Source organism: Methylobacterium brachiatum (assembly GCF_900113845.1).
In the GTDB taxonomy this organism is placed as follows: domain Bacteria; phylum Pseudomonadota; class Alphaproteobacteria; order Rhizobiales; family Beijerinckiaceae; genus Methylobacterium; species Methylobacterium brachiatum.
Genome location: NZ_FOQW01000003.1, coordinates 149718 through 173663, shown reverse-complemented (window position 1 = coordinate 173663; position 23946 = coordinate 149718). Strand labels below are relative to the sequence as shown.

Annotated in this window: 27 protein-coding genes; 9 read left to right on the top strand and 18 right to left on the bottom strand. The window is 66.8% G+C overall.

Annotation, left to right across the window (positions count from 1 at the left end; translation table 11 throughout):
• Positions 1-22: 22 nt before the first annotated feature.
• Positions 23-1219 (top strand): MFS transporter, encoded by a 1197-nt coding sequence (locus tag BMZ47_RS03025; protein ID WP_091858487.1) that lies wholly within the window; start codon positions 23-25, stop codon positions 1217-1219.
• A gap of 14 nt (positions 1220-1233) precedes the next feature.
• Here BMZ47_RS03025 and BMZ47_RS03020 read toward each other — a convergent pair whose 3' ends face one another.
• Together BMZ47_RS03020 and BMZ47_RS03015 are read right to left on the bottom strand one after the other, a co-directional pair.
• Entirely contained in the window at positions 1234-1608 is a 375-nt protein-coding gene (locus tag BMZ47_RS03020) for an antibiotic biosynthesis monooxygenase family protein (RefSeq protein ID WP_091858485.1), read from the bottom strand.
• Between the two features lies 1 nt (position 1609).
• Positions 1610-2113 carry a MarR family winged helix-turn-helix transcriptional regulator gene (locus BMZ47_RS03015; RefSeq protein ID WP_091858481.1) on the bottom strand — a complete coding sequence of 168 codons (504 nt, stop codon included), beginning with the start codon at positions 2111-2113 and terminating at the stop codon, positions 1610-1612.
• Positions 2114-2364: 251 nt separating this feature from the next.
• On the opposite strand from BMZ47_RS03015, the gene BMZ47_RS03010 reads away from it, so the two are divergent.
• Positions 2365-2868 (top strand): GNAT family N-acetyltransferase, encoded by a 504-nt coding sequence (locus tag BMZ47_RS03010; protein WP_091858477.1) that lies wholly within the window; start codon positions 2365-2367, stop codon positions 2866-2868.
• 16 nt (positions 2869-2884) lie between these two features.
• Here the strand turns inward: BMZ47_RS03010 and BMZ47_RS03005 are convergent, their stop codons facing one another.
• Together BMZ47_RS03005 and BMZ47_RS03000 are read right to left on the bottom strand one after the other, a co-directional pair.
• Complete coding sequence (locus tag BMZ47_RS03005) at positions 2885-3613, bottom strand: Crp/Fnr family transcriptional regulator (protein ID WP_007559527.1); 729 nt, start codon at positions 3611-3613, stop codon at positions 2885-2887.
• 199 nt (positions 3614-3812) lie between these two features.
• On the bottom strand, positions 3813-4067 hold the full coding sequence (locus tag BMZ47_RS03000) for a hypothetical protein (RefSeq protein ID WP_091858474.1): 255 nt from the start codon (positions 4065-4067) through the stop codon (positions 3813-3815).
• A 172-nt stretch (positions 4068-4239) separates the two neighbouring features.
• Between BMZ47_RS03000 and BMZ47_RS02995 the strand changes: the two genes are divergently transcribed.
• Positions 4240-4449 carry a hypothetical protein gene (locus tag BMZ47_RS02995; RefSeq protein ID WP_091858471.1) on the top strand — a complete coding sequence of 70 codons (210 nt, stop codon included), beginning with the start codon at positions 4240-4242 and terminating at the stop codon, positions 4447-4449.
• A gap of 87 nt (positions 4450-4536) precedes the next feature.
• On the opposite strand, the gene BMZ47_RS02990 is transcribed toward BMZ47_RS02995, so the two are convergent.
• Positions 4537-5754 carry a multidrug effflux MFS transporter gene (locus BMZ47_RS02990; protein WP_091858468.1) on the bottom strand — a complete coding sequence of 406 codons (1218 nt, stop codon included), beginning with the start codon at positions 5752-5754 and terminating at the stop codon, positions 4537-4539.
• A 58-nt stretch (positions 5755-5812) separates the two neighbouring features.
• Positions 5813-6787 carry a c-type cytochrome gene (locus tag BMZ47_RS02985; RefSeq protein WP_091858465.1) on the bottom strand — a complete coding sequence of 325 codons (975 nt, stop codon included), beginning with the start codon at positions 6785-6787 and terminating at the stop codon, positions 5813-5815.
• 293 nt (positions 6788-7080) lie between these two features.
• Between BMZ47_RS02985 and BMZ47_RS02980 the strand changes: the two genes are divergently transcribed.
• Together BMZ47_RS02980 and BMZ47_RS02975 are read left to right on the top strand one after the other, a co-directional pair.
• Complete coding sequence (locus tag BMZ47_RS02980; RefSeq protein ID WP_091858462.1) at positions 7081-7824, top strand: 3-deoxy-manno-octulosonate cytidylyltransferase; 744 nt, start codon at positions 7081-7083, stop codon at positions 7822-7824.
• Positions 7825-7836: 12 nt separating this feature from the next.
• Positions 7837-8694, top strand: a complete 858-nt coding sequence (locus BMZ47_RS02975; protein WP_091858458.1) for a prephenate dehydratase — start codon at positions 7837-7839, stop codon at positions 8692-8694.
• Between the two features lie 10 nt (positions 8695-8704).
• Here BMZ47_RS02975 and BMZ47_RS02970 read toward each other — a convergent pair whose 3' ends face one another.
• From BMZ47_RS02970 to BMZ47_RS02960, 3 genes are all read right to left on the bottom strand, one after another.
• Positions 8705-9112 carry a type II toxin-antitoxin system HicB family antitoxin gene (locus BMZ47_RS02970; RefSeq protein ID WP_091858455.1) on the bottom strand — a complete coding sequence of 136 codons (408 nt, stop codon included), beginning with the start codon at positions 9110-9112 and terminating at the stop codon, positions 8705-8707.
• Between the two features lie 32 nt (positions 9113-9144).
• A complete protein-coding gene (locus BMZ47_RS02965) occupies positions 9145-9333 on the bottom strand; it encodes a type II toxin-antitoxin system HicA family toxin (RefSeq protein WP_230367739.1) in 189 nt (62 codons plus the stop codon).
• Positions 9334-9437: 104 nt separating this feature from the next.
• On the bottom strand, positions 9438-10163 hold the full coding sequence (locus BMZ47_RS02960; RefSeq protein ID WP_091858958.1) for a tyrosine-protein phosphatase: 726 nt from the start codon (positions 10161-10163) through the stop codon (positions 9438-9440).
• 216 nt (positions 10164-10379) lie between these two features.
• Here BMZ47_RS02960 and BMZ47_RS02955 point away from each other — a divergent pair, with 216 nt between their 5' ends.
• Positions 10380-10886, top strand: a complete 507-nt coding sequence (locus BMZ47_RS02955) for a GNAT family N-acetyltransferase (protein ID WP_091858452.1) — start codon at positions 10380-10382, stop codon at positions 10884-10886.
• A 111-nt stretch (positions 10887-10997) separates the two neighbouring features.
• Positions 10998-11531 carry an inorganic diphosphatase gene (gene ppa, locus BMZ47_RS02950; RefSeq protein ID WP_007559546.1) on the top strand — a complete coding sequence of 178 codons (534 nt, stop codon included), beginning with the start codon at positions 10998-11000 and terminating at the stop codon, positions 11529-11531.
• Positions 11532-11574: 43 nt separating this feature from the next.
• On the opposite strand, the gene BMZ47_RS02945 is transcribed toward ppa, so the two are convergent.
• A complete protein-coding gene (locus BMZ47_RS02945) occupies positions 11575-12108 on the bottom strand; it encodes a gamma carbonic anhydrase family protein (protein ID WP_091858449.1) in 534 nt (177 codons plus the stop codon).
• Positions 12109-12240: 132 nt separating this feature from the next.
• Between BMZ47_RS02945 and BMZ47_RS02940 the strand changes: the two genes are divergently transcribed.
• Together BMZ47_RS02940 and BMZ47_RS02935 are read left to right on the top strand one after the other, a co-directional pair.
• Positions 12241-12519 carry a hypothetical protein gene (locus BMZ47_RS02940; RefSeq protein ID WP_091858446.1) on the top strand — a complete coding sequence of 93 codons (279 nt, stop codon included), beginning with the start codon at positions 12241-12243 and terminating at the stop codon, positions 12517-12519.
• A gap of 178 nt (positions 12520-12697) precedes the next feature.
• Positions 12698-12877: a hypothetical protein gene (locus BMZ47_RS02935; RefSeq protein WP_091858443.1), complete on the top strand. Its 180-nt coding sequence runs from the start codon at positions 12698-12700 to the stop codon at positions 12875-12877.
• A 37-nt stretch (positions 12878-12914) separates the two neighbouring features.
• Here the strand turns inward: BMZ47_RS02935 and BMZ47_RS28395 are convergent, their stop codons facing one another.
• The 8 genes from BMZ47_RS28395 to BMZ47_RS02900 all read right to left on the bottom strand — a co-directional run bounded on the left by BMZ47_RS28395 (position 12915) and on the right by BMZ47_RS02900 (position 23943).
• Positions 12915-13079 (bottom strand): hypothetical protein, encoded by a 165-nt coding sequence (locus BMZ47_RS28395; RefSeq protein WP_163006177.1) that lies wholly within the window; start codon positions 13077-13079, stop codon positions 12915-12917.
• Positions 13080-13205: 126 nt separating this feature from the next.
• Positions 13206-13724 carry an META domain-containing protein gene (locus BMZ47_RS02930; protein ID WP_007559556.1) on the bottom strand — a complete coding sequence of 173 codons (519 nt, stop codon included), beginning with the start codon at positions 13722-13724 and terminating at the stop codon, positions 13206-13208.
• Between the two features lie 288 nt (positions 13725-14012).
• A complete protein-coding gene (locus BMZ47_RS02925) occupies positions 14013-14300 on the bottom strand; it encodes a DCL family protein (protein ID WP_091858440.1) in 288 nt (95 codons plus the stop codon).
• Positions 14301-14317: 17 nt separating this feature from the next.
• On the bottom strand, positions 14318-16939 hold the full coding sequence (locus BMZ47_RS02920) for a DEAD/DEAH box helicase (RefSeq protein ID WP_091858955.1): 2622 nt from the start codon (positions 16937-16939) through the stop codon (positions 14318-14320).
• Positions 16936-17898 carry a HamA C-terminal domain-containing protein gene (locus tag BMZ47_RS02915; RefSeq protein WP_091858437.1) on the bottom strand — a complete coding sequence of 321 codons (963 nt, stop codon included), beginning with the start codon at positions 17896-17898 and terminating at the stop codon, positions 16936-16938. The genes BMZ47_RS02920 and BMZ47_RS02915 overlap by 4 nt, the downstream gene beginning before the upstream one ends.
• Positions 17899-18239: 341 nt before the next feature.
• Positions 18240-18896 carry a lysozyme family protein gene (locus tag BMZ47_RS02910; protein WP_091858434.1) on the bottom strand — a complete coding sequence of 219 codons (657 nt, stop codon included), beginning with the start codon at positions 18894-18896 and terminating at the stop codon, positions 18240-18242.
• Complete coding sequence (locus BMZ47_RS02905) at positions 18893-22522, bottom strand: hypothetical protein (protein ID WP_091858430.1); 3630 nt, start codon at positions 22520-22522, stop codon at positions 18893-18895. Before BMZ47_RS02905 ends, BMZ47_RS02910 begins: the two co-directional genes overlap by 4 nt.
• Positions 22519-23943, bottom strand: coding sequence for a hypothetical protein (locus BMZ47_RS02900; protein ID WP_091858427.1), 1425 nt, complete (start codon positions 23941-23943; stop codon positions 22519-22521). Before BMZ47_RS02900 ends, BMZ47_RS02905 begins: the two co-directional genes overlap by 4 nt.
• Positions 23944-23946 lie beyond the last annotated feature (3 nt).

Genomic DNA, 23946 nt, shown 5'->3' with positions numbered 1-23946 from the left:
CGATCCCGGAGGACAGGCCGCGATGGATTCCGAAACCCTCTCCCGACGCACGCTGCGCTTCGTCAACGTCGCGCACGCCCTCGACCATTTCGTGCTGCTGATCTACCCGACCGCGGTGATCGCCATCGCGGCCCAGACCGGGCTCGGCTACGGCGAGCTGATCGGGCTGGCCACCGGCGCCTTCGTGGCCTTCGGCCTGTGCTCGCTGCCGATGGGCTGGCTGGCGGACCGGTTCGGCCGGCGCAACATGCTGGCGGTGTTCTTCCTCGGCTACGGCCTCTCCTGCCTGGGGGTGGCGAGCGCCACGACGCCGCTGAGCTTCGCGCTCTGGCTGTGCGTGCTCGGCCTCGCCTCGGCGATCTACCACCCGGTCGGCTCGACCATGCTGGTGACCCACGCGCGCCGGCTCGGCCGCGACCTCGGGGTCAACGGTGTCTGGGGCAATCTCGGCGCCGCCTCCGCCTCGGGGGTGACCGCGCTGCTTGCCGCCAATGTCGGCTGGGGCGCCGCCTTCGTGGTCCCGGGCCTCGTCTGCCTCGCCTGCGGCGCCGCCTTCCTGGCGCTGGTCCCGGGCGACGGCGAGGCCGGCGGCAAGAAGGCCGGGGGCGCGGCCGCGATCGCGGTGAGCCGACCCTGGATGCTGATGACTCTCTACGCCCTGGCGATCTTCGCCGGCGGCGTCACCTTCAACCTCACGACGATCAGCCTGCCCAAGGTGATCGACGAGGGCGTCGGCCAGGCGCTGCCGCTGACGCTGATCGGCTCGCTCGCGACCGTGGTCTTCCTGTTCGGCGCGGTGATGCAGCTCGCCATGGGCCGGCTGATCGACCGGTTCAGCCTGCCGTTCCTGTTCGTGACCCTGTCGGTGCTGCAGCCGCTGGGCCTCGGGATCGCGGCGCTGACCACCGGTATGCCGCTGCTCGTCGGGCTGATGCTGGCCATGACGGCGATCTACGGACAGGTGGTGATCAACGACGCGATGATCGCCCGCTACGTGCCCCCGGCCTACCGGGCCCGGGCCTACAGCGTGCGCTACTTCGTCGGATTCACCGCCAGCGGCTTCGTGGTCCCGGCGATCGCGGTGCTGCATGATCGCGGCGGCTTCGCGCTGGTGCTCGGCATCGCGGCCGCCTGCGGCGCGGTGATCTGGCTCTCGGCGCTCGGCTTCCTGAAGGTGACGCAGGGCGGCCCCAGGGCCGAGCTGGCGGCGGCGGAATAGGTCAGAGTCTTGCCCTACGCGACGCAGATGCCCGGGACAGCGATCGGCCGGAACAAGTGCGGACTGACGGTCGCGTCCTCCGGATAGGCAGAGAGGCTGGCCCGGAACTCCGGGTTGGCGAACGCCGACCGGAAATGGGCAACCGATTCCCAGACGGCGTAGTTCAGGAACGCACCGCTGCCAGCGATGCCGCGATGCAGCTGGGTCGAGATGAAACCCGGCTGCCGCTTCATGATCGCGGCGTCGGCGCTCCAAGCGGCAAGCAAACGCTCGGCCTCCTCGGGCGGTACGACGAATGTGTTCACGAGAACCACCGGCCCGGCGGCAGCCTCATCCTTGAGCTGGTCGGCCAGCGTGACGGTGCGGTCGATCTCAATAAAGGTCGGCATGTCAGCAGGTCTCCTTCGAACCGTGCGCGGTGGGGGTTGGGGCGGCGGAACCGTGAAGGCGGCGCTGCAGCAGGCGCAGCAGGTCACGCGCCGCCTCGATGTCCTCGGAAGAGAGATCAGCGGCTAGGGCATCCGCCCAGGATTCCTGGCGCAGGCTGGCGGCTCGATAGGCGGCCTCTCCCTGCTCGGTCATTCGGACCAGGGACGCGCGCCGATGATGCGGGTTCGGATCCAGGCGGACGAGACCATCCACGCGCATCTCATCGACGGAGCGCTGCACTGCCTGCCGGGTCAGCCCCATGTTGCGGGCGATGTGCGCCACCGGCAGCGGAACCGGTGAGAACGCGATGGCGCCGAGCACCTGCCAGCGGGCGCTGGTCAACCCAAGATCTGCAACCAGAGCGTCACCTGAAGCAAGCAAGGCGCCGTTCAACCGGAATACATCGATGACGAGGTCCGTCAGCGCGTCTCGGCACCGGACAGTAGGCTGGGCAGCAGCAGGCATCGCTAATGTCATGCCCCCAACGATAGGCGATCGCAACCAGATGTCAATTCGACAGCATCTTGTCAATTCGGCGCGAACAGGCGACTCCGTTTGTGTGAGCATGGAGGTAGGTCTCGGTCGGGCGCGCGAATCGAATCCCGCCCGGTCGCGGATCGAACCAATCGCGCACCACCCATGATGCGAGCGCCGAGCGGTTTGCCGCCCCGGGCCTCCGCTGCTACGCGGCCACGGTTCCGAGCCGTGAGCCCGCCGTGACCACACTCTCCCTCGTCATCCGGCCCGAGCGGCCGGAGGACGCCCCCGCGATCGACCGGCTCCAGGCCCGCGCCTTCGGCCCCGGACGCTTCGCCCGCACCGCCTACCGGTTGCGCGAGGGCGCGGCCGAGCGGATGGATCTCGGGGTCACCGCCTCGGTCGGCAGCTTCCTGGTGGGCTCGGTGCGGATGGGGCCGGTGCGGGCCGGACCGTCGGCCTTCGTCATGCTCGGACCGCTGGCGGTGGATCCGAGCTTCGCCGGACGCGGCATCGGCGGCACCCTGACCCGCGCGGCGCTCGAGGCCGCCCGGCAAGCGGGCGAGGGCCTGGTAATCCTGGTGGGTGACGCGCCCTATTACACCCGGTTCGGATTCGCTCCGGTCCCGCCCGGCCGCCTGACCCTGCCGGGACCGGTGGATCCCGCTCGGCTGCTGTGGCTGGAGCTGCGGACTGGGTTCTGCGCGGGCGTGTCGGGCCTGGTCGAGGCGGTGCGCGCCTGAAGCTCCGCGCCGCGTGCTAGGCCTGCGGCTCGGCGCGTCCCTCGATCAGGCGCGCATATTCGGCCTCCGCCACGCCGTAGCCGTCCCCGGCATAGTCGAGCAGCCCATCGCGATCGGTGATCTCGACGCTGCCGCGGCGCTTGCGCACCGAGCCGGCCATCTCCAGGCTTCGCAACGCCGCCGTCACGCCCGGCCGCTCGACGCCCAGCATGAACGACATGAAATCCTGCGTGACCGTGATCTGGTCGCCATCGACGCGGTCGTGGCACATCAGCAACCACCGGGCGAGGCGGGTCGCGGTGTTGCCCCGGGCGTTGACGAAGGCCGTCTGGGCGGTCTGGACGAATTGCGCCTGGATGAAGCGCTGCAGGAGCCGCCGCAGCGCCGGGCGCCGCTCCACCTCGGCCCGCAGCCGCGGCACGTCGATGCTCAGCATGTGCCCGGCCATCTGCACGAAGTGGGTGTGCGGGCTGCGGTCGTCATCGAGCAGGATCGGGGCGGCACCGACCAGACCTTCCCGGCCGATCAGCCCGATCTCGACCCGGCCGCTTGGCGCATCGCTGGTGATCGAGACGAACCCGTCTTCCGGGAAATAGACCGTCTCGATCGTCGTGTGGGACGCGATCAGGACATGCCGCAGGCGCATCGCCTGGGCCCGCAAAGCCGGCTGCAGAACCGCGAAATCCTCCGGCGGGAGAGCCCGGAGGAGGCGGTTGCGGATATCGGCTTGCTGGAGGGGGGCCATGAGGGTCGCCTGTGGGGCAAGAGCACACGGCGTCCCTCAATCACCAGCGCCCGACCAATGGCCGGCGATGACAAGAAAATGGTATTTGCAACGAAAACCGCAAGTGTTGCTCAAAAAACGCAAGAATATTACCGCCGACTGAAAACTGATCTCGATCAATACTACGCGTACCGGCGACGCCCGTTAGAGACTCCGCCGCCTATCGTTCGCGATGACCGTCGGACTGCGCCTTCAGGACTTCGCGGACGCAGGCGAACACCGTCTGGCGATCCTCGGGATTCCGGATCGCGAGCCACATCTGGAGAAGCTGAGCCGTCTGGCCGGTCGAAGGCCCGTCAGAAGCCGCGAAGAACAGATCCGTCGAACAGCCGAGCACCTCGGCGAGGTCTTCGAGCTTCCCCAGGGCCCGAGGGCTTGCGGCCGAACCCGGGATGGTGGGGGTCTTCATGTCCATCGCAGCGGCTCCATCGATAATTCGCCCCCACAACAACGATGAACAGCTCTTATCACCACAACATCGGTTGCAATACGGTAATAAAAATACAATTATTCGAATGAAGGCGACCGGAATGTAAAAGTTTTACACTCCGCAACCCGTCTTCGACATGTTAGACGTTGGATATGCAATGAGTCGGGCCACCGATCTGGATGCCGTGGCGGATGCGTGTATCGCCGCCTACGCCGTCATCGCCGATCACGGCACGCCGCAGATGAAGATGCTGATCCGGGTGCTGCTGCACATCGTCGGCCGGGAGATCGTGCAGGATCTGGAGCGAAGGGAGCGCGCGGACGACGGGACGCCCGAGGGTTCACCGGAACGCGACATGGGGGCCTGATCGTTTCGAGGCCCGGCCGGCCAAGGCCGGCTTACGCGACGCGACCGCGCAGGGCTCGAACCCGCGATCGGTCGCTACCCCAGACAGTCACGCCCGCCGCAGCGCCAGGGCGGCGATCACCCCGGCGGTGAGCAGCGCCAGGGCCACGGGGGTCGCCGAGGTCGCGGGCCAGGCCGAGGCCGCGGCCGTGAACAGGGCCCCGAAGGTCATCTGCGTGAAGCCGTAGAGGCTGGAGGCCGAGCCCGCCGCGTGCGGATCGACGTTCATCAATCCGGCCACCGCGTTGGGGCTCAGCAGGCCGACCCCGACCGCGTAGGCGAAGAGCGGCACGATCAGGCTGACGACGCCGAGCATCCCGGTCCGGTCGACCAGCAGCAGCGCCAGGGCGGATGCGATGCAGAGCAGGTTGCCGCTGCGCGCGGCCTTGCGGATCGGCACGCGGCTCGCGAGCCGGCTCGCCAGAACCGCACCCCCGACCATGCCGAACACCACGATCAGGCAATCGAACCCCACCTCCTGCGAGGAACGCCCGAGCCGGTCGACCAGCAGGAAGGGCGCCACCGCCAGGAAGGCGTAGAGGCTGGTGCCGCCGCAGGACCCGGCCACCAGGTAGGCGCGGAAGGCCGGGATCTTCACCAGCCGGAGATAGCCCGCCAGGATCGCCACGAAGCCGGGCAGCGCCACCTTGTGCCGGTTGGTCTCCGGCAGGGTGAACACCACCAGGGCGCCCAGCAGGGCGACGATCCCGGCGAGCACCACGAACACCGCGCGCCAGCCGAACACCTCGTTCACCACGCCGCCGATCGCCGGGGCCAGGGCGGGGGTGAGGGTCATGGCGGTGGTGAGGATCGCGAGCTTCCTGGCCGCGTCCTCGCGGGTGGAGACGTCCCGCACCATCGCCCGGCCGATCACCAGGGAGCCGCAGGCACCGAGCGATTGCAGCACCCGCGCCACCAGCAGCACGCCGATGCTCTGGGCCGGGATCGCCAGCAGCAGCCCGGCCAAGTAGAGGCCGAGACCGCCAATCAGGATCGGACGCCGCCCGAACCGGTCGGAGAGCGGGCCGTACAGGAGCTGGCCGCCCGCGAGCCCGATCAGGTAGACCGTGATGGTGAGCTGCGCGGCGGCCGTCGTGGTGCCGAGGTCGGCGGCGGCGGTGGCGAGCGCGGGCACGAAGATGTGCAGCGCCACCGTGCCGGTCATGGTCACGGCAACGAGCAGCGGCAGGGGCGCCCGGCGCCCCTCCGGATCCAGACGTCGATCGGGCAAGCGGATTCCTTCGCGGTGTCTGACCCGGACGGACATCGGGTCGCGGACGCCTAAAGGCAAAGGCCGGGCCTGAGGCCCGGCCGGTGCGCCGCCGCTACTCCTTCGGCGTCGGCAGCGGCGCGTTCAGGTCCTTGGTCGGGCCGTCGACCTCAAGGTTCTTGGCCCGGTCCACCGCCTCGGGATTGGCCTGGGCCGGCGGCTCCTTGGCGGCCGGGGCGGACGGGGCCGTCGGCTCGGCCGGGATCGCGCTCGACGGCGTGCCCTGCTGGTCGCCATCATGGGCGCCCGCCGGCGGGGCCGGGGCGTTGCGGTCGCTCGATTCGCTCGGCGCGCGGGGGCTGCCGGCGGATTTCTCCTCGACCGGCTTGGCCGTGTTGACGTCGGCAGGCTTGGCCGGGCTGTCCTTGCCCTCGGAGCCCTTGCCGGCGGCCGGCTTGGCGGCGGTGGGCTTGTCCTCGGCGGCGGGCGCGGGCGCGGGCTTGTCCTCGGGCTTGGCGGCCGCCGGGGCGGCCTCGGGCTTCGCCTCGGTCTTCTCCACGGCGGGCAGCGGCTTGGGGCTGTCGGCGTTCTTGTTCAGGTAGGCGATGACGTTGGCGCGCTCCTGCGGCGAGGCGATGCCGGCGAACGCCATCTTGGTGCCCGGGGCGTAGCCCTTCGGGCTGGCCAGAAAGGCGTCCAGGTCGTCGTAGGTCCAGGTGCCACCCTTGCCCTTCAGGGCCGCCGAGTACTCGAAACCGGCATGGCCGCCCTTCGGGCGCTCGACCACGCCGTAGAGGTCCGGGCCGACCTTGTTCGGGCCGCCCTTCTCGAAATTGTGGCAGGCCCGGCAGGCCTTGGTGCCGGCCTCGCCCTTCTCGACGTTGGCGCTGGCCAGCCGCACGGCGATCGGCTCGACCTTGGCCTCCGGGGTCGCGGCAGCGGTCTGCGGCTCCGGCTCGGGCAGGTCGTAGCCGGCTTTGCCCGCAGGTCTCGGATGGTAGATCAGCTCGGCGACGAAACCCGATCCAGCCGCGAACAACAGGGCACCGAGCACGGCACCAAGCACTTTGTTCACTTCGAACGAGTTCATGCTCTTCTCTCGATCTGCCCGTGCCGTCACAGGCAGACACGCCGGGACACAGGACCTTGGAAGATTTCAAGGGTGCTTAGCCGTTCCGGCACGATCTTGACAATGGTGGTGGGGGGATCCGTACCGTCGCGGGGCAAAACCCCCGTGCCAAATCGCCCAGCTTGTCACCCAGCGGCATCATTTTGCCGGATCGCGAGACGCGGAGCCCCGCCCGCGCCAGGGACGACAACCGCCGACAGGCCTGTTAAGCAGCCGCGCTCCGCCGCGAGCCCCCGCCCGATCGCCGATCCCCGATGTCCGATCCCCTCGTCCTGATTCCGGCCCGCCTGGCCGCGACGCGCCTGCCGAACAAGCCGCTGGCCGAGATCGCCGGCGAAGCGATGATCGTCCATGTCTGGCGCCGGGCCATGGAGGCCGGGATCGGCCCCGTGGTGGTGGCGACCGACACCGCCGAGATCGCCCAGGCCGTCGAGGCGGCCGGCGGCATCGCGGTGATGACCCGGGCCGACCACCCGTCCGGCTCGGACCGGCTCGCCGAGGCGCTGGAGACCATCGACCCCGAGGGACGCCACGACGTGGTGGTCAACGTCCAGGGCGACCTGCCGACCATCGACCCGGCGATCATCGGCGCCTCGATCGGCCCGCTCTCGGACCGGACCGTGGACATCGTCACGCTCTGCGCGCCGATCACCGACGCGCACGAGGCCGACAACCCCAACGTGGTCAAGCTCGTGGGCCACAGCGTCGGCCCGGGCCGCCTGCGCGCGCTCTACTTCACCCGCGCCCGCGCCCCCTGGGGTGAGGGTCCGCTCTGGCACCATATCGGCCTCTACGCCTATCGCCGCACCGCGCTGACCCGCTTCGTCGCCCTGCCCCCCGGGGAGCTGGAGACCCGGGAGAAGCTCGAGCAGCTGCGCGCGCTGGAGGCCGGCATGTGCATCGATGCCGTCATCGTCGACGACCTGCCGCTGGGCGTCGACACCCCCGCCGACCTGGAGCGCGCCCGCGCCCTCCTCCAGGCCCGCCGCCTGAACTGAACCGCATTCCCGATGACCGACCGCACCATCTCGTACCAGGGCGAGCCCGGGGCCAACTCGCACATCATCTGCGCCGCGGCGTTTCCGGACTGGACGCCCCTGCCCTGCCCGACCTTCGAGGACGCCTTCGCGGCGGTCACGGAGGGACGGGCGCAGCGGGCGATGATCCCGATCGAGAACTCGATCGCGGGCCGGGTCGCCGACATCCACCACCTGATCCCGACCTCGCCGCTGCACATCGTGGCCGAGCACTTCCTGCCGATCCATTTCCAGCTGATGGTCCTGCCGGGCACGAAGTTGGAGGCGGTGCGGACCGTGCACAGCCACGTCCACGCGCTCGGCCAATGCCGGCGGATCGTCCGCCGGCTGGGCCTGAAGGCCGTAGTGGCCGGCGACACAGCGGGCGCGGCGCGCGAGATCGCCGAGATCGGCGACCCGAGCCGGGCCGCCCTGGCGCCGGCGCTGGCCGCCGAGGTCTACGGCCTCGAGATCCTGGAGCGCGACGTCGAGGACGAGGCGCACAACACCACCCGCTTCGTGGTGTTCTCCCTCGAGCCGGAGCCGGTGGAAGCCGGGACCGGCCCGTGCGTGACCAGCTTCGTGTTCCGCGTGCGCAATATCCCGGCCGCCCTCTACAAGGCGCTCGGCGGCTTCGCGACCAACGGCGTCAACATGTCGAAGCTCGAGAGCTACATGATGGACGGCGAGTTCACCGCCACGCAGTTCTACGCGGAGGTGGACGGCCACCCCGAGGATCCGGGCCTCGCCCGGGCGCTGGACGAGCTCGGCTATTTCTCGCGGGAATTGCGGGTGGTCGGCACCTACCCGGCCAATCCGTTCCGCGAGGCGGCGCGGCCGGCGGCGGAGTAGGCTCCTGAATTCAACGGTCGGCCGCGCTGACCAAGGCCGCCTCGATGAAGGCCGACCGGCTGAGGCCTCTCTCCTCGGCCGCCTCGTCCGTCAGGCGCAGAAGACCCTTGTCGATCATGATGTTGACGCGCACCCGTTCGCCCGGGACGCGCCGCGGCACGATGAGTTGGACCATCGCGCCTTCCAGATCTTCCGCAAGGGTCGGGTCAGCACGGAGTTCGGCCAGCGTCCGGGGGGGTGGGGGTGCCAGTCCATCCGAGGCCAACATGGCGAGATGCCCCGACAGCGCTTCGCGGGCGGACTCGACGGCCGCCTCGAAGCTTGGGCCGCCGGAGGTGCAACCCGGCACGTCCGGGAATGTGACACCCCACTCGGAGGTGCCGATCGGCGGATGGATCAGGCCAATATATGGGGTCATGTCCCTGATTCCTCGTCTAAAGGAGGGTCCGATCACAGGCCGGCAGCCCGGAGGATGGATCTCACCGTCTTGGGATGCATATCCTTCTTCGGGTGAGGGATCGTGATCTTGCCGGGCTTCACCGGGTGCTTGAAATGCCGATGGCTCCCGGTGGTTGAATGCCAGATCCAGCCATCCGCCTCGAGCATGCGGATCAGATCACGCGAATCCACGAGCACCATCCCAGCGGGAACCCAGAGCGCGCGGGCGGGCCGCATCGCCACTAAAATGTGGAACGCGTGTGTAATTTTAGCAAGCGGTGGACGATCAGGATCGTCCCGCCCGATCACTCCCGTCGCAGCACCTTGTCGGCGGCCAGGTCCGACCAGAATCCCGGCCGGAAGTCACGCTTGAGCGCCTCCGGGTCGTAGATCGTCTCGACCCAGGTCAGGAAATCGATGCCCTTGGCCTCGCCCTCGACCAGGTAGCGGGCGAAGAAGGCGTCGAGGATGCCGGTCTTGGCGAAGCGGAGATGGCCGTAGCGGGCCGAGAGCTGGCGGGCGGCCTCGGCCACCGGGCGGTTCTCGTGCAGGATCAGGTAGAGGGCCGAGGCGAGCCCGGCCCGGTCGGCGCCCGACTTGCAGTGCATCACCGCCGGGTACTGGATGCCGGCGAAGAAGTCCTTGGCGGCCAGCAGGGTGGCGCGGTCGGGGGCCTCGCGGGAGCGCAGGACGAACTCGACCAGGGTGAGCCCGTGGCGCTCGCACGCCTCCCGCTGCAGCGGCCAGGAGCCGTGCTCCCTGCCGCCGCGCAGGGAGATGATCGTGCGGACCCCCTCGGCCCGGAAGCGCGCGAGCTGGTGCGGCCCCGGCTGGGCCGAGCGCCAGAGCCGGCCCGAGCCGACCCGGTGGCGGTTGAGATAGGCCAGCCGGAACACGCCGTGATCGATCAGCAGCATGTTCGCCCAGGCCTTCAGGCGGTCGCCGGGGCCGGCGATCGGCCGCTCGAACCGGGCGATCCGGGCCATGCGGCGGGCGTAGCGCGTCTCGGGCTTGAGGAAGCGGTTGAACACGTTCAGGACTGCCGCGGAATCGGGAGCCGGCTCTAACAGCCGCCCGGAAGCCCGGCAATTCGCCCGTCGGGCCGGCACCCACGCCACGTTGCTGGCGATCAAAGGAATGTTCCGGAAAACCGGCGCCGATCTTGCCTTCACTCTGCCTGGATCGGGATCGAACCTGGGCGGGCCGCGCGGGTTATCCGACGGTCGACGGGGGAAGGCCGGAAGCCCATGAGCACGCGCACCACGAGCATCCGCCGGGCTCGCGAGGCCGATCTCGGCAGCCTGTCGACGGTGTTCGATGCCTCCTGGCGCGAGGCCTATCGCGGCATCATCCCCGGCGTGGCCCTCGAGCGGCTGATCGCCGGGCGCGACCGGGCCTGGTGGCGCAGCGCCCTGCGCCGGGGCCGCCCGATCGCCCTGGTCGAGACCGGGGAGCGTGTGGTCGGCTACGCCGCCTACGGGCGCACCCGCAGCCGGGCGCTCGGCACCGAGGCGGAGATCGACGAGCTCTACCTGCTGCCGGAATACCAGGGCGTCGGCCTCGGTCGCCGCCTGTTCAAGGCGGTCCGCAACGACCTCGCCGATCACGGCCTGACCCGGCTCGGCGTCTGGAGCCTGGAGGACAACGCCCGGGCCGGTGCCTTCTACGAGGGCCTGGGCGGCCAGGCCGGGCCGCGGGTGCTGGACCGGGTCGCCGGCGTCGCGCTGCCCAAGGTCGGATACCTGTTCAGCTAACGTTTCCTGGGACTCGTCGCCGGCCCCGCGCCGATACTGATTTGCATCGCACGGCCAGGCATCTAAGAGGTCGGGGAAGCGGTGCAAGCCGCATCCCGGAAGCGATACGCCATGAACATCGACGCCATCCCGCTCGGCAAGAAGCCCCCGCACGACGTCAACGTCATCATCGAGGTGCCGCTGGGCGGCGAGCCGATCAAGTACGAGATGGACAAGGAATCCGGCGCGCTGGTCGTCGACCGGTTCCTCTATACGCCGATGTTCTACCCCGGGAACTACGGCTTCATCCCGCACACCCTGTCGGGCGACGGCGATCCCTGCGACGTGCTGGTCGCCAATACCCGGGCGGTGCTGCCCGGTGCGATCATCAGCGCCCGTCCGGTCGGCGTGATGGTGATGCAGGACGAGGGCGGCGAGGACGAGAAGGTCATCGCGGTGCCCTCCCGCCACCTGACCAAGCGCTACGACCGGGTCGAGAACTACACCGACCTGCCCGACATCACGATCCAGCAGATCCAGCACTTCTTCGAGCACTACAAGGATCTGGAGCCCGGCAAGTGGGTCAAGTTCGTCCGCTGGGGCGACAAGGAAGAGGCCCACCGGCTGATCGAGGAAGCGATCGAGCGGGCGAAGGCCAAGAAGTAAGATCGACCGGCAGGCCGCTCCCGTTCGGGGCGGCCTGTTTCATTCACCCGTCGATGCGGCGCAATCCGGCCTTGTAGCGCCGGGCGTTCTCGACGTAGCGCAGGGCGGCCTGGCGCAGGCCCTCCACGGCCGCGGCATCGAGGGTGCGCACGGCCTTGGCCGGGGCGCCGACGATCAGACTGTGATCCGGAAATTCCTTGCCCTCGGTGACCAGCGCGTTGGCCCCGACCAGGCAGCCCCGGCCGATCCTGGCGCCGTTCAGCACCGTCGCGCCCATGCCGATCAGGCTGCCGTCGCCGATCGTGCAGCCATGGACGATCGCGCCGTGGCCCACGGTGACATCCGCGCCGATGACCAGCGGGAAGCCGGGATCGACATGCATGATCACCCCTTCCTGAACGTTGGTGCGGTCGCCGATGCGGATCGGCTCGTTGTCGCCGCGCAGGGCCGCGCCGAACCAGATGCCGACATCGACGCCGAGATGGACGCGGCCGATCACCTGGGCGTCCGGAGCGATCCAGACGCGATCGGGATCGGCCAGGTCCGGCGCGTGGTCGTCGAGGGCGTAGAGCGGCATGGCTGGCTTTCCGTCCCGGGGCTGATCGGTCGGCGTCGAGGCCGACGAGGCACATCGCCTGTCGCCGGAATGGCACAGGTCCGGCCCGCCTGCCAATGTAGGGTCACCGGCGAATCGTGAGCGAGGCGCGGCGTGAAGCGGATCACGGCATCGATCGGCCTTGCGGCCCTGTTGCTGGCGCAAGCCGCCACGGCGGCGGATTGGCACGACGGCGCGCCGGCCGGCGGCTTTCGGGCCACTTGCGAGGACCTCGCCACCTTTTGCTTCGCCGATGCCTGCGGACGCGATCAGATCACGGCGGCCCAGAGTTGCCAGGCGCGCTGCCCGAGCGCCGTGATCCTCAGCGTGGTGCCGGCCGCCTGCCGCATCCCGGAAGCGCCGCTCGGGCCCATCCTCCGGCGTCGCGGCTGAGCGCCCTGCAAGATCCACCGCGTCATCGCGGATGGATCCCCAGATGAGGCCGAGAAAAAAATCATCGCCCTGCGGCAACGAAACGCGGGGCGCAGCATTGATCATGCTCGAACGGCTCTAAAGCGAACAGGTCGACATGGACCGTTGCTCGCAAAGGCGCGAGACCGGAAGTCATATCATGATCAACGATGATCTTATGCCGCCCAAATCGGGCCTGAATGCTGACCCTGTTCTCTACGGCGTCGCCGCCGGCCTGGCGGTCCTGTTCCCGCCGGTCATGGCGCACGCCCAGGATGCGGCGCGGCCGAGCGCATCATCCGAAGGCGACGAGGACGCGGAGACGCAAGACGCGGAATGACCGGGGCCCACTGAGGGTCGTGCCGGACGCACGAGCGTCAGACGGCAAGTCGCGCGATCAGCAGCAGGGTCGCCAACACCGGCGCCGCGGCCGCGAGCCAGAGCGCACCGGCATGCACGGCGGGGGGTGCGCTGAACCGCAGGGGCCGCGCCACGCCGGGGCGCAGGGGTTGCTCGCGCCCGAAACCGATCCCGATGGCCATCCGCCGCCTCCTCGATGCACGAGGAGGAAATCGCGGCGGCCCTCAAGGCCGTCTGAATCGACGGCCGGGTTCGTGCGGCGTGGTGAATCCGCCCTTAAAGCGGCTTCCGTCCGGGGATCTCGGGCCTCAGAGCGCCCGGTCGAACTTCAGCTCGCCGTTCGGGCTCTTCAGCACCAGCTGCGATCCGACCAGATCCCACACCGCCGCGGTCCGCAGGGCGACGAAGAACGCCTGCTCGGAGGCCGCGAGGCTCTTGTCGCAGCTCTTCTTGGTGAGCGCGAGCGGGCCGACCGCCAGGTGCTGATCCTTCAGCGGGAAGGCGGTGGCCGCGAAGGTGTTGCAGCCGCCGTAGCCGCGGGCGCGGTACTGCTTGTCGATGATGAAGCTCGGCCGGTCGCCGCCGGTGAACGGCTTGCCGTTGAGGCTCACCGCCGTCCAGGTCGAGTCGAGCGGAAAGATCTTCTCGCTCGCCTTGGTGCCCGGCACGTATTGCGGCTTCTTCTCTTCCTCGCCGCCCGGGCGGCGGTTGCCGCGGCCGAAGCCCGTTGGCGCGCCACCGCCCATCTGGGCCTGGGCCTGCGTCGCTGCGGTCAGGTCCACGGCCATCACGGCACAGGCCAAGGTGGCGATCAGCACCGCTCTCATCGTTCTGCCCCTACTCTCGCGCGCACGGCGCTCAGCTCGTCGTCCATTCGGCGGCGCATCATGCCCCCGACGCCCACGATTCGCGCGTCGAGGCCGCCCCGAATCCATACACCCCCGCGGATGCGACCGAATTTCAGCACAAATGAGGCAGACCTATAAAGTATCTGAAGTTGCTGCCATTTTTGTTATGTCTGATGCCTGTGCGCGCACTTTTGGGCGCATTTTTGCTGGCGGGAAGTCGTCAACGAGGCGGGGCGGCCAGCCGCTTCTCAAGTTGTGCCTACACTCTTAGATCTTTTTATGAGAGAATTTTCCCGTTGTACCGTCAAGACGGTTTACCCAAAAACACTTAGTCCCGTATTCAGCACTTCGAACACTAAAGTTTTTGATTCCCGCGCCAATTCTCTCTTTTGCTTCCGGATGCCTAGCTAAGGCAGCTTCTAAGATTACAGCATCCTCCGCACTAACACGATCCCCAACATCATATCGACTGAGCATCGCGTTGAGGAAAGAGATAGCATCCCCCTTTTTAGTAAAATGCTTAGGACCGAGTGTGACGGGGATTTTCGCACCCATTCCCTCTACCTTCTGTGTCAAATGCTTGCTTCGGTAGGCTCATCGCCATCAGTCACAAGCAACCGTTCGCGCAATTCCCTAATTATAACCTCAGGTAGTCCCATGCCGTCAAGTAGGTCAGCACGTTCAAAAACCCATTCTCGGCATTCTTCCTGACTAAAGTCATCGCGTGCAATTACTTCGTAAAGCGCCACCGCACTCATGCGGGATAGACCTAGTTCCATCAATGAGATAAGCGTCCTGGAGGACACCCCAAACTCCAGTTGGGTGCCGATATCCAGACCATTGTCGATTAGATCTTCCCGATTTATTGATTTTAAATGGAAATGCAAGACATCCATATACGCGGATAGATATTTTGGCGCCCTAAATCTGGCTATCTGTTCAATTAGCTCCATCGTGTCGCGAATAAGGCCCGGAAGCTTGAACGGTCGCTTTACCTCATGATGCCATTCGATATTTTTCCTGATAATTTCAGCTAGAGACTGACCTTTAAGCCATCTAAATACAATCAAAGCATAGAGTTTGATGCGACGCTCTGGTTCGAATATTGGATAGAGATTTGAGTTAATCCGGTGCATAACGGTAACAAGCCGGTCATAACTATCGTCACTGGCCACCTCGACCGGAAGAAGGTTTTCAGGTTCACGATCGTATGATCTAAAAGCTTCTAATAAACGCTGCATACCGATAGGGCTTACACCCGGATGCCGAGCTGCGATATCAACGCCAATATCCAACTGGTCCGCCAAGACGCGCAGTACATTGTCGAGCTTAATGACAAGAGCAGGATCGTGTCGTTTGGCAAGATCTGCCTGAGCTATGGATCCAAGCCGCATATACGACGTCAAAAGATAGGCGCCAACCTGCTCATACTTTTCGCCACTCTCGATATCCGAAAGCGCCTGTTCACCCCGCCGCGCTAGGTAGTCAACAATTCCGTCGCCGAGGTCGAGTACAGCATCACTCTCGCGTTTGATCGCATATCTGGAGCGATCGGGCACGCCTTTCGGCCAAGCTTTCCGATCTTGCGGGTCAAGGCATATGATGTTGCCCTGAAATTCATCACCCCAACGTCCCGCTCGACCTGCCAAGTTCCAGAAATCATGCGGTTCCATTGGTTTGCGCTGCCCCTTAGTCGGGCCACGGATGACGATCGTGCGGCAAGAAAGGTTCACGCCCTCCACGAGAGTTGAAGTGCAGACCAAGAATTGGATCTTGCCGGATCTAAATAATCGCTCGATTTCAAAACGAAGAAGCGAAGGCATATTGCCGAAATGGAATGCAACGCCCCGCTCAACTATTGAAGCCAGCCGAAATTTTGGATGCACGCCTTTTCGCGCAAGATCGGCAAGCGCAGTGAGTTCTGGATCGACAATCTTTGGATCAGGCCTCGGTCGGAGTTGGCTGATTAGGTCCGCAATATCCTCCGAGTCCGCTGCACCATTCGCATAAACGAGTGTGCCCCCTCTTTCCCCAGCTGCGGATGCAACGAAAGCGATGCGCTTGATGAGGTTCGAGGGTGTGTTAGCAAGCTGAAGCGTTCCGACCGGGACAGTGATTTCAGCGTGTCTGCACTCAAGGGCCCATCGCCTGGGTTTTCCTGAAACTTGTTGTGCCAGAAGCAGATTCTGGAGAACGGTCGGGGCGTCGCTATCAATCGCGACCTTCTCTACGCCCTCTGGGGCGTCCGCTAGAAGCTCCTCTGGGTTTTGAGTAGCCGGACTAATGAAGATAAGCTTCAATTTGCGGTTCGTACGTGCTGCTCGCTCGATCGCATCCTGAAGGATTACGCCTCGCCCGTTGTCACCGATTTTATGCGCCTCATCAACAATCAGAAGATCGATAAGGAACTCGTCGCCCAATACGTTGGCGAGAAGGTGCATGCGCTCCTGTGTCAGCACCAGCACTAACCGAGAACCGCCAGAGCGGGCTGAGTCATACTTGCCGCGTATAGGCAAGGAGGATACCTCAATCCCCTTCCGCTTTCCAAGGAGGCCCTGCAGCGTGGTCTCGATTTCTGAAACAAGCGCTCGGGTTGGAGCAAGATAGACAGCTACCGTTGCTTCTGCCGTACCAATCTGATCCAAGAGCCATTGCAGCACTAGGAAAGTCTTACCGGAGGCGGTAGGTGCCGACGCGGATAGCCAGTTGGCCCGCGAGGCGTTCGTCCAGAAATTCTGCTGAAAGCCGTTGACCTGAAGCCACTTTCCCGTCGTCTCAACGAGGATCGAACGATCCATCTCGCGTCGCTGAAATTCAAGGCGAAGTGCGATCCCCAACCGGCCCTCAAGATTGCTCGACACTAAATCGCGAGTCGCAGCTAGCGAGGCGGCCCGGAAGTTGGAGAGTTTACCGAGAAGAACGGCGCCCGCATCTCTGATTTTCTTATCGTCTTTCAAGGTGATTGCAGCAATCGCGATTCTGAGCGCAGATTCTTGATCTTTCCGTGTCTCTGAACGAGCTAGGATGCTGCCTGCTAAAATTAGGCGCTGCCAATCAATTCCGTTCGCCGTAGGCTCGTCTGGCTCCTCCGCGAGATTGTCCAATTCGGATCTGACAGTCAGCCGTACGATCGTGGCTAGATCGTCGCGTACACCTTCCGCGAGCAGCCATGCTTGCAGATCTTTGAGGCTCATACTTTGAGTCCCATTGCCTCAAGAAAAGCGTCCCGAAATCCCTGTGCCGAGGGGAGAGGAACACAAAAAAACTCGATCTCAAGATCTTCGAGTCTGTTCGCAGTTAGACCTTTGCCGATCTTTTCGCGCCAATCAACGAGCGCTTCGCGTGCTGCCCCGGCAATCTCTTCTGCTACAGCCTGAGCGTTGCTTTCTGGATAGAATGGTGCTTTGAAACCCACGAGTGCCAGCCCGCAGTAGCGAACACGATTGGATTGCTTCGAAGATTTATCAAAGTATTTTTTAAGCGCCTCTGTTAGGATCGGCTCGCTTAAATCAGCCTTGTCGCTCAACAGTAAAAGATCGCGCTCGCGCTCTGCCCCTTCGTGCTCAGGCTCGATCAAATAAGGGGCCAGTGAGGCAAGGCAGCTTCGAATCGCATCCCCCGCGTCGTCATAAACCTTGGACTCACCCCAATAGAGTTTGAGGACGCCCTCTACCGTGACGCCAGCATAGACACCATCTGCACCATGATAATGCAGGCGATCGTCTGTCTTCAGGTCCATTTTGCAAAGAATTTGTGGAAGGCGAAGAAATCGCTCTGCTAGCATGAAAAGCAACATTTCACCGCCCTCGCCCGTTTTCGCGAGATCGGTAAATGAACGCTTGGCTCGCTCGACCAGTTCGGCAATCGCCTCAGTACTGTTGAACTTGGCGTCACGTGCCTTCGCTTCAGCGACCTTGGACCGCGGCAACGCATAGTCTACCGCAGCGTTCCTCATAAACTCGGCAAGTCGGCGCAGTTGGATTCGACCATTCCCATCCACAGCGAGACAATGGCAATGGATCTTGACTGTATGGCCCTCGATGAGAATATCTCGCTCAACGATCGCCAGATGGACTTCCAGCGCCTCCGGATTTCCTGTTACCGCGGCTTCTAAAACGCTCGCATTGATAGTAGATAAACTGGCTTCTCTCATAGAGATCAGCTACTTTGCATCCATACGACCACAAAGCTGTCGGAAATTCTGCGACACGTCTTTTCGGCTACCGCTGACGTGGCCCCGCGACAGAAGCTTTCCTGCAACCTCGGCCCGCGATGCGGGCACCGCAACTTCTGCGATGATCCACAGCGCCTTTCAACATGTTTGGAGGCGCAACTCAAAATTTCCTGTTTACAGGCCTTCTCACCCCGGCTCCAGATGAGTCGCTCAAGTCGGTTTCAACGCAGAGCTGATTGAGACCGTTCTTAGATTGAGCGGCGGTCCTCCTAAGATAACAACGCAAAGTTGGGTGAACCCTCCTTCACTCAGGGTAGACTCTAGCGATAGAATGCGCTCACGCTGAGCAGCGCCTGCTTCCGTTGCTGCTCCTGCTGGGCACGCTGCTCCTGGAGCTGTTGGATCTGCTGGGCCTGGACCGCCGGGTCCGGTTCGGTCGGCACGGGGACCGGTAGGACAGGCGCCAGGGTCGGCAGGGCGACACCCGGCCCGAGCGCTGCCGCCAGATCCGTGCCCGCCCGGGGCGGTTGGCTGGGCGAAGCACCGGAGTTGCCACCGAGCGCGCCCAGCAGCGCCACCGCCTTGGCCTTGTGGCCCTCCATCTGCTGCTCAACCTTGTCGCGGACCGTGCCCGGGGCCCCGCCGTTGCTGGCGTCGCTGGCGTCGTAGCGGCCGACCCGGCCGGCGTTGATCGCTGAGTACATATCGAGCAGGGACATCCCGGGCCTGAAGCCGCGATCGACCAGGAACCGGCCGGCCGCCGCGATCTGCTGCTCGGCCGGGGTCTGCTGCGACACCCCGTAATGCTGCTGCTCCCAGGGACCGAACTGGAACATGCCGACGTAGCGGTTGCCGGCACCGCCCCGGATCGCCGGGTCGAATCGGCCGCCGCTCTCGTAGGACGCCACGGTCGCGAGATCCTCCGGCCGCGCGCCGATCGCGGCGGCGGTCGTCCGGAAGGCGTCTGCGATGCTCACCGCCGGGCCCTCTTGAGTGCCGCCTTCACCGGGTCTTCGTCGTCGTGGTTGTCGTTCAGCGCGCTGGCAAGCTGGTCGGCATGCTCGATGCCCCACAGCTTCGAGCTGCGCGACAGGTAGGCGCGGTTGACCGGGTTGTTCTCGCGCAGCAGTGCGGCGGCAGCCTCCGGGTTGACGAGGGCCTCGTCGAGCATGCGATTGATCGCCGGCCCCTGGGCAGCCTTGACGCTGTTCCGCGCCAGCCGGGCGGCGATCGAGGTGACGAGCCACGGCACGCCGATCTGGCCGCGCTTGACCGACATCACGCCGCTTTGGATGCTCTCGGGCGAGACGGCACCCTTTATCGCGTCCAGGACGCCCTGGGCCGTGCCCGAGCTGTTCGGCGCCCTGCCCCGGGCTCCGACATTCGCGTGCCGGAGCACTTCCGCGAGCCTGTCGAGGTTCTCCAGGTGCTCCGGGTCGTCCCGATAAGCCTCCTGGAGCACAGCGCGGACGTTGGGCTTATCCACGAACGCCTTGAGCTTTCCGGGCATCCACGGCTGCACGCCATCGGTCGAGGCAGTGGTCTCGCCCTTCCGCCGGCCGACGCGCTCGGCTTCCTCCCAGATCGCCCGGCGCAGGCCGTCGATCGCCGCCCGGTCGCGGCCGGCGAACTCCAGCAGCTCGCGCGCCGCCTCGGCGGGCTTCGAGGACGTGAAGACGCCCTGGATCGCCCGGCTGGTCTGCTCCGTGCCATGCTGGAGGTACTTGCCCACGCTGGAGGATCCGCGGGTGTTCTCGGTCCCGAGCGAGGCCGTGAGATCTTCCTGCCGGCGCGCGGCGTTGCCGGCGACGTGCTGGGCGTTGGCGCGCTCGACGAGCTGGGCGCGTAGATCCGGGAAACTGTCGAGCACGCGGCTGTGCTCCTCGACATAGCGGGCGACCGCCTCCGGGGATTGCAGGCCGGACGTGTCGGCCCGGATCTGGTCGGCCACGGCGTTGCGGGCCCGCTCCGGGTTCGCGTTCATGTAGCTCTCGGCCATCAGGCGTTCGAGGCCCGTCTGGTCGCCCGTGTCCGGCCGGACGAAGCGGCCGGGCACGCTGGCGTCGGACTGGCGGTAGACGCCCTGATTGCGGTCGAGCACCTGGGCCACGTCCGTCTGCAGCCGGGTGAAGCGGTCGTTGAGGCGGCGCGAGATGTCGCGGGCGTTGTCGTAGGCCTCCACGTCCGGGTGAACGTCCCGCGCGTAGGTGTCCAGCGCGTCGATGTACTGCTCGATCACGCGCGCCCGCGCCGGGTTGGCGCTAGACAGGGCGTCGCGGTGCTCGGCGGACAGCGCCGAGCGCAGGTCGGCCGTCTCGCGCAGCGACACCGAGACGGGCCCATTCTCGGGGGCCGCGGGCGTCTCCGGAGCCAGCGGCGTGGGCTCGCGCGGAGGCGGTGGGGGCTCGGGCTGGCGCTGGGCCGGCTGCGCCATCGGAGCTTCCTGCGCCTGGGCGCTTGGGGAGGCCTCCGGCTCGGGAGCGCGCGGCCGGCCGTTCGGCCAAGAGTTGCCCAGGATACCCATCTCCCCGGGCACATAAGCGATGTGGCGCGCGTCGTTTCGATCGCCATTCCCGAACGGATCGAACACGTACTTCCCCTCGTAGGACTTTGGGTCGCTATACTGTGACAGGCTCGTCCGCTTCTCGGCCTGGAGCTTCAACAGGGCGGTGCGGAACTCGTCTTCCGGCATGTCGCTCACGGCCGCGCGCACGTCCCACAGGTTCCGGCCCTTCGTGGCCCGGACCGGGGCGCCTTCGATCGCCATCATGATCCGGTCCTCGGCCGACATCGCGGGGGCGGCAGGAGCCGGCGGGGTCGGCGTCGGGGCCGGCGCGGGCTCAAGCGCCGCCGGGCGCTCACCCATGGCGCGCTCGTCGCCGCTGAGCCCGGCACGGGTCGGACCCGCGGCAGCGGCCTCGGCGCCCGCCTCGACCTCGGCAGGCAGGAATCGGCTCGGGATCCCCGTCAGGTGCGAGGGATCGAACAGGTCGCGGGCTGTCTCGGTGAGGCCGCTGCGCACGTTGCCGAAGGCCTCGACCAGAGGGCGGATATCCGCCTCTCCGGTCGTCACGCCCTCCCAGGCGTTCCGCTCGACCGCGCGGGCGGCAGCCTTGGCTTCCTCCAGCGCTGCGCGGATGTCCTGGCCCCTTGCGTCGGGGTGCATCTGGGCCTGTAGCTGCGCGGCGGCTTCCTCAAACCGGGCCTGGGCGGCGGCCGTCTCCGCGGCAGCGTCCCGGAGCAGCCCGGAGCGCCGATCGGCGAGACGATCGCGGAGCGCCCCGGCCTGTCCCTCGGGGGCGAGCGCGTCGATCGCGGCGTTGACCGCACCCTCATTCGCGGCGCCGCGCTGCGCCAGCGGCACGCTGCCGGCCGTCCGGCGGGCATATTCCTGGGCGGCGATGCCCGGGTTACGGGTCACGTCCGCCAGGGTGTCCTGGTAGCCTGGAACTGTGTCGCCGATGGGCTTGGCCCGGCCGCGCTCGATCGCCGCGACGATGTCGCCCGTGTCGAACACGTCCCGCTTGCCGATCGGCACCGTGGGCGCGCCCGCCGCCGATGCGAGCCGATCAACGACCGCGTCGCGCACGACCTGATTGGCGAACTTATCGCTGCCGGTGATCGCGCCGTACACGTCCCGGGCCTTCCCGATCGCGTGGCTGCCGATCCCGTAGAGCGACAGGGCGCCGAGCGCGCCGGCCAGATCGCCGGCCGCGTGCCCGATTCCGTGCTCATCGACACCGGCCGCGCGCGTCACCTCGTTGACGCCGGCCGCGCCCGCGCCGGCTGCACCGGCCGCGCCGACCTCGCGGCCCAGGAACTTCGAGGGATTCGCGGCGGCCTGCTCGACGAAGTGCCGGGCGATCGGGTTCTGGATCGCCCGCGCGCCCTCCATGCCGACCTGGGCGGCCTTGCCGATCGCCGCGCCCGCCGGGAGCGCGGCGCCGCCGATCTCCTGCCCGATCCGGTTGGCGCCGCGCTCGAAGATGTTGTCGCCCTCCCGCACCGGCAGATCGAGGTTCGCACCCGTCACGGCGTTGATCCCGCCGATGGTCGCGTCATTGGCCGCGTCGAGCGCCGCCTTGTTGAAATCCGAGCCCAGGAAGGGCTTTGAGATCGTCGGTTCGAGACCGAGCGCGGTCCGGATCTGGGCCACGCCCGGCGTCAGGTTGAGCGCCAAGGTCGTCAGATCGACCGGCAGGCCGGCCATCGTGGCCGCACCCTGCGCGACGCCGCGAACGCTCTGATCGGCGACGCCGAACAGGCCGGCCAGGGCGCCCGAGCGCCGCTCGCCACCCTCTTGCCGCTTCGCCGTGACCGGGGCCGCCGGCTGCCCGCGCATCTGCGCGTCCAGGTCCGACGATTGCTGGTAGGGCGAAGGCCCCTGCGGACCGAGCCCCGCCTTGTCGGCGAGTCCGCCTGCGACACCCTTGGCACGCGACAGCGCCCCGGCGACCAAATCGCCGAGGCCGCCACTGGTGGAGGCAGGCGCTGCCTTCGGCGGCCCGTAGACCGACTGCATCGCCTTCGCGATCACGGCATCCGGGGTGCCATCCGGGAACTCGTTGATCGCGCCGTCCGGACCCTCGACTTCGATGGTCATTGCAGCTCTCCGGTCGCCGTCCACTTCCGGCGCACGGGCGCGCCGGCCGGGGCTGCCGGGGCGGCCTCACCCGCGGGCGACGGCGGCCGGATCGCGTTGGCGTCCGGGCGGGTCGGCCCGAGCATCGCGCGCTTCTGCGCGATCTGGTCCCGGATGCCGGCGATGACCGCCCGCGTCTTGTCGGCCGACTTGAGCATGCCGTCGATCCCGAGCGCCTTGGCGGCGATCTCCATCTGCTGATTGGACAGACGGCCGTTCGGATCCTGCATCTTGGCGTATTGGGCCAGGATCGTGTTCTCCAGCAGCGTCGCCTGCGGGATGTTCGGATTGAAGTATTTCGACATCTCCGGTGGGAGCGCGCCGGTCTCGACCTGCTTGAGGTAGTCCTGGGCCTTGGGCCCGAACATCGTTGCAGCCTCCCGCATCGTCGCCATGGCGTCCTGGCCGAGCCCGAGCACCTGCCCGGTGAGGCCGATCGATTGCGGGTTGGACGTGGCGATCCTGTCGAGCGCGTTGACGCTCTGCTCCAGGTTCGAGAGATCCAGAAGCTGCGTGTCGATATTGGCCTTCGCGCTCGCGCCAAGCCCGGTATCCGCCTTGTTGCCGGTGAGCTGCGCCGTATAGGTCTTCGAGCCCGGCGGCAGCTCGATCCCGGTCTGGGTGTCGACGAGCTTGCCCGCGCCGTCCGTGCGGGCGGTGCCGGACCTCCCGTCCGGGGTGTCGTAGTTGAAGAACTGCGCCTTCTGCGCGTCCGGCGCCGGGATCTGGCCGATCGCGTCGAGGCGCGACGCGAGCCTGGGCCCGCCGGGCGTCTGCACGCTCTCGACGGGCGTGTTGCCGAAGACGATCGCGTTGCGGATGGCCGGGTCGAGCCGCTGGTAGTCCTGCGCCCTCGCCTGATCCTCGGTAAGCGGCTTGGCTGTGCCCGCTAGGGTGCGCCCGTCCGGTAGCGTGGCTGTCTGGCCCTCGTTCACCTTCACAGCGCCGATCTGCTGCGCGGGCAGCCCGTACAGGCTGGCGATGGATGGCGGCACGAAGCGGGTCTGCCCCTCCCCGATCGGCGACAGCAGCGACCGCTGGGTCTCGCCGGCCTGCTGCAACCCGGTCTGCTGGAGCGCGCGGGCGTTGTCGGCCGCGTTCGCCTTGAGCGTGGTGGCGTTGTTCCGATCGACGGCCGTCAGGCTCTGGCTCGGCGCGTAGGCGCCCGCGATCGAGGCGATGCGGTCGAGCGCGCCCTGATCCGTGTTCGGATCCTGGGCGAGCCGGTAGGCGTCCGCCAGATAGCGGACCTTCTGCATCGCCTCCTGCGACTTCGCGCCTGCCAGGATCTCCTGGGGCGTGACCTTGAAGGCGTTGGCGATGCTGTCGAACGCCGCCGAGATCTGCTGCGGATCGACTGCGTTGTTGCGGAAGGACGGCATGGC